The organism is Parvibaculum sp. (genome assembly GCF_049672805.1).
In the GTDB taxonomy this organism is placed as follows: Bacteria; Pseudomonadota; Alphaproteobacteria; order Parvibaculales; family Parvibaculaceae; genus Parvibaculum.
This window is the reverse complement of sequence record NZ_JBATWS010000005.1, coordinates 1-3121: the sequence shown is the minus strand read 5'-3', so window position 1 is coordinate 3121 and position 3121 is coordinate 1. Positions and strand designations below refer to the sequence as shown.

The window sequence follows — 3121 nt, the reverse complement described above, 5'->3', positions numbered from 1 at the left end:
GCGGGAGGCGGACATGACGATGGCGAGGATTTTGCGGGAAGGGAAAGGCTGGTCGGAGTGGCAGGATTTGAACCTGCGACCCCATCGTCCCGAACGATGATATAGCCCGTTTAGTCCGTCTCTGTTCCCTCTTTCACCCTGATTTCGTTCTCACTCAATCTCAGTTGGTGACGCTGAATCCGTGCGCAAAGTGTGCGCCAATCTCATGCCCGCTTTTTTGTCACGGCTTCCGCTGCCTGCTTCTGGAATTGGGCGTGGTGATGCCCGTAGGTGCGCTCCAGCATCTCGCTGGTCATCCCGAGGAACCCTGCCGCCTGCCAGATTTCGACGCCCGCTTGCATCAGCCAAGTAGCAGCGGTGTGTCGAAGCGTGTGGGGCGTCACATCCTGTGATAGTTTAGCATTTGTCCTGGCTGACCTGAACGCCTTCTTGACCGATTGCACAGACGATCCGTTCCAATTCACGATATGCCGGATATTGCCGTCCATCCTTTTCCAGCGCCGCATGTGGGCTAGAAGGCGCCCAGGAATCGCAGCGGGTGGCTGGCGCTTTTTCGTCTGCCTCTGTCCGCTTCCCGAGCGATGCAGGATGCCGGCGTCAAGGTCCACATAGCCGGCGTTGATCGAGGGCACCCACGACAGCCCCAGGATCGCTCCGGAGCGCGTTCCGGTGTAGAGGCCAATCAGGATGAACCGGGCAAGGTGTGGGCTGCGCTGGTCAGCCGGGATTCGCGTGATGTGGCCGCCCTCATCCGCTCGCCAGCCAAGGGCGGCCCACAGCAGGCGCGCTGCCTCCGCTCTCGTCAGCCATCGTTCGCGCGGCCTGTGCTTCGTCGGCAGCGTGAAGGCGGGGACAGGATCAAGCCCATATTCCCGGTGGAAATAGTTCACGGCAGCTCGCAGCGTCTCGAGTTGGCGGCGCGCCATCGAAGGCTTGCGGCTTTCAGCGAACTTGCGGCATGTCGCGCCTTTGATCTCGGAAACCTTCCTCGGCGCCCAGAAGTCGGCAAGCCCCTCGATATGCTCGGCTATGAGCTTGGGTGCGGCGGTGCCAGGCGCGTGTTCCATCGCGTAGACTCTCAGGACTTCCGCGATGGAAACTGTATCGGATTTGCCACCTGTCGCTGGTCGCGCAGCGTGCTTTTCGGAGAGGTATTCAGCAAGCCGCCTTTCAGCGCCTTCGCGGTCGTCCTCAGCACAGCCAGTTCGTCGGTCACGATTCCGGTCGCGGATGATCCAGACTGATCGCCCGTCTTTGTCCTTCCTGAGGTAGAGTCGTGGTGGCTCTGCTGGACGCGGCATCGTTCCCTCATCTGTCGAATGTAGGCTGGCGTGGTGAAGAGGTTCTTCCCGATCTTCTCCACCGTCAGGTTGCCGCGCCTGACTTCCGCGCGCAAGGTGCTAACGGTGACGGCACCTCGCAAGACGAGACTGCTGGCCTCCTCAAGCGTGATAGGGTCATCATCCATCAAGGCCGACCCAGCCCTACTCACGGCGCACCTCTTGCTCCGCCACCTTGACCTTGCTCTCTGGCCATTCGTTGCCGTCTTTGGGCGTCCCTCGGTCGGGAGCGGACTCGTTGAGGGCAGCGCGGCCGGCGTCGGTCAGGCGCCAAAATAGATCAACGATGCGCTCGTTGTGGATATCGCCGTGGGTCTCTACCAAGCCGGCCCGTTCCAATCGGCCAATCGTGATTGGGTGAACAGCCAAGTTTTTTCGATAGAATTCGCCTCTGGCGAACTGCCTATCCTTCATGTGGAATAGCGCCCGCCGTTGCGCCTCCGTCAGCTTTGTCATGCGCGCCTCCCGAGTGAACGGATGGCGGTGGCGAGTTCGGCTTGCGCTGAGGACAGATCGGCGTTGAGCCGAAGAGACCACGCCTCGAAATCGACAGACGGCATGCTCGGCTCATTCGGCATCGCGGCCTCCCTCGATGCGGGGGCGGTCTTCCGAAGCGACCATGCGGTCCCGATAGATGACGGCTAGAACAAGTATTGCAGGTCCGCCGATGTAGTGCCCGGCGCCCGTCAAGAACGCACCAATGGCCATAAGAATATACCACGCTGCTCGCGCGCTCATTCCTTCCCTCCCTCGGTGCTGGGCTGGTCTATGAGGGCGCGGATGGCTGCGGCGGCATCGTCAAGAGCAGCGCAGATGAACGTGCTAGTCATGTCTTGCGTAGCCGGACCACGCGCTTCAACAACCTTCGCCGCTTCCTCCAGCGCCAGTCGTCTTGTCTCTGCTTGCTCGGCGGCAAGGCGTTCGATGAGGGCGGCGGCTTCGCGAAGGAGATAAGTGAGCGGCGTGTCGTAGTATCCGTCGCCGTCCTTCTCATAGTTCTCGCAGATGGCGTCGCTCAGCTTCTCCACCACCTCCGCTATCTCTGCCGGGGTGACGGTGGAGAGGTAGGCGCGGATGGCTGCTGCCATTGCTTCGGTTGGTGTTTTCTTGAAGCTCTCAGCGAAATAGGTTTCGGAAGCGGTTGTCAGCCCCTTCTGGTCGAGTGCGCTAGTCATGGGAAACCTCTTTGAGGATGCTCCTGCTCAAACTCCCGCCAACGCGACTGGGGGCTTCGATGCGGCGCTGATCTATGAACTTGCTCTCTTCATTCAGCGCAGTGACAACCCAAACTCTCATCTGGTTAGCCACGATCCGCCCCCTCGCTCTGGTTTACGGGAGGGGTGGGGAGGGGCTGCCAGCCGTCGAAATACGCCGGGACGTAGAACGTTTCTCCGTTGTCGCTCCAGCTATCGTCCTGCGGCCAAGGTCTCCGCCGGATTACAACCATCGGGGCCGCACCGTGCCTCCGATAGTGTTCCGATGGCCGGGCCAAGAACCACTCGCTCGCGCCACGACAGCCCGCGTCCTCCGTGACCACGCCCTTCGGAGCCGTATCGATCGGCCGCCACCCTTGCGCCTCCGTCTCCGCCCCCTCAGGAGGGGTCTGCGCGCCTAGTGCTGCGTGAACTCGCTGAAGCGCCTCCAAGATCGCTTCGCCGTCATGCTTCGCCTCGGGGCCGCGCAGAAGTGTTGCTTCTTCGCTCTCGATGTTGGCGATAGGGCCGAACATTTCGCCGATCATCGCTCGGATCATGCCGATCACGGACGCGGCTTGCTTAGCC

Annotated in this window: 6 protein-coding genes; all 6 read right to left on the bottom strand. The window is 61.4% G+C overall.

Annotated elements, in window-relative coordinates:
- Nucleotides 1-203: 203 nt before the first annotated feature.
- A complete protein-coding gene (locus WBF74_RS00235) occupies nt 204-1067 on the bottom strand; it encodes a site-specific integrase (RefSeq protein WP_424433653.1) in 864 nt (287 codons plus the stop codon).
- 11 nt (nt 1068-1078) lie between these two features.
- Nucleotides 1079-1492, bottom strand: coding sequence for a hypothetical protein (locus tag WBF74_RS00230; protein WP_424433651.1), 414 nt, complete (start codon nt 1490-1492; stop codon nt 1079-1081).
- A complete protein-coding gene (locus WBF74_RS00225; protein WP_424433649.1) occupies nt 1485-1796 on the bottom strand; it encodes a hypothetical protein in 312 nt (103 codons plus the stop codon). Before WBF74_RS00225 ends, WBF74_RS00230 begins: the two co-directional genes overlap by 8 nt.
- 111 nt (nt 1797-1907) lie before the next feature.
- A complete protein-coding gene (locus WBF74_RS00220; protein ID WP_424433647.1) occupies nt 1908-2078 on the bottom strand; it encodes a hypothetical protein in 171 nt (56 codons plus the stop codon).
- Nucleotides 2075-2515 carry a hypothetical protein gene (locus WBF74_RS00215; protein ID WP_424433645.1) on the bottom strand — a complete coding sequence of 147 codons (441 nt, stop codon included), beginning with the start codon at nt 2513-2515 and terminating at the stop codon, nt 2075-2077. The genes WBF74_RS00220 and WBF74_RS00215 overlap by 4 nt, the downstream gene beginning before the upstream one ends.
- Before the next feature lie 125 nt (nt 2516-2640).
- The coding region (locus tag WBF74_RS00210; protein WP_424433643.1) for a hypothetical protein at nt 2641-3121 on the bottom strand (481 nt) is incomplete at its 5' end.

Excerpts from the sequence above, each read along its gene's own strand:
- WBF74_RS00225 (WP_424433649.1), bottom strand. The coding sequence starts at position 1,796 with ATGACAAAGCTGACGGAGGCGCAACGGCGGGCGCTATTCCACATGAAG.
- WBF74_RS00235 (WP_424433653.1), bottom strand. The coding sequence starts at position 1,067 with ATGGAACACGCGCCTGGCACCGCCGCACCCAAGCTCATAGCCGAGCAT.
- WBF74_RS00220 (WP_424433647.1), bottom strand. The coding sequence starts at position 2,078 with ATGAGCGCGCGAGCAGCGTGGTATATTCTTATGGCCATTGGTGCGTTC.
- WBF74_RS00215 (WP_424433645.1), bottom strand. The coding sequence starts at position 2,515 with ATGACTAGCGCACTCGACCAGAAGGGGCTGACAACCGCTTCCGAAACC.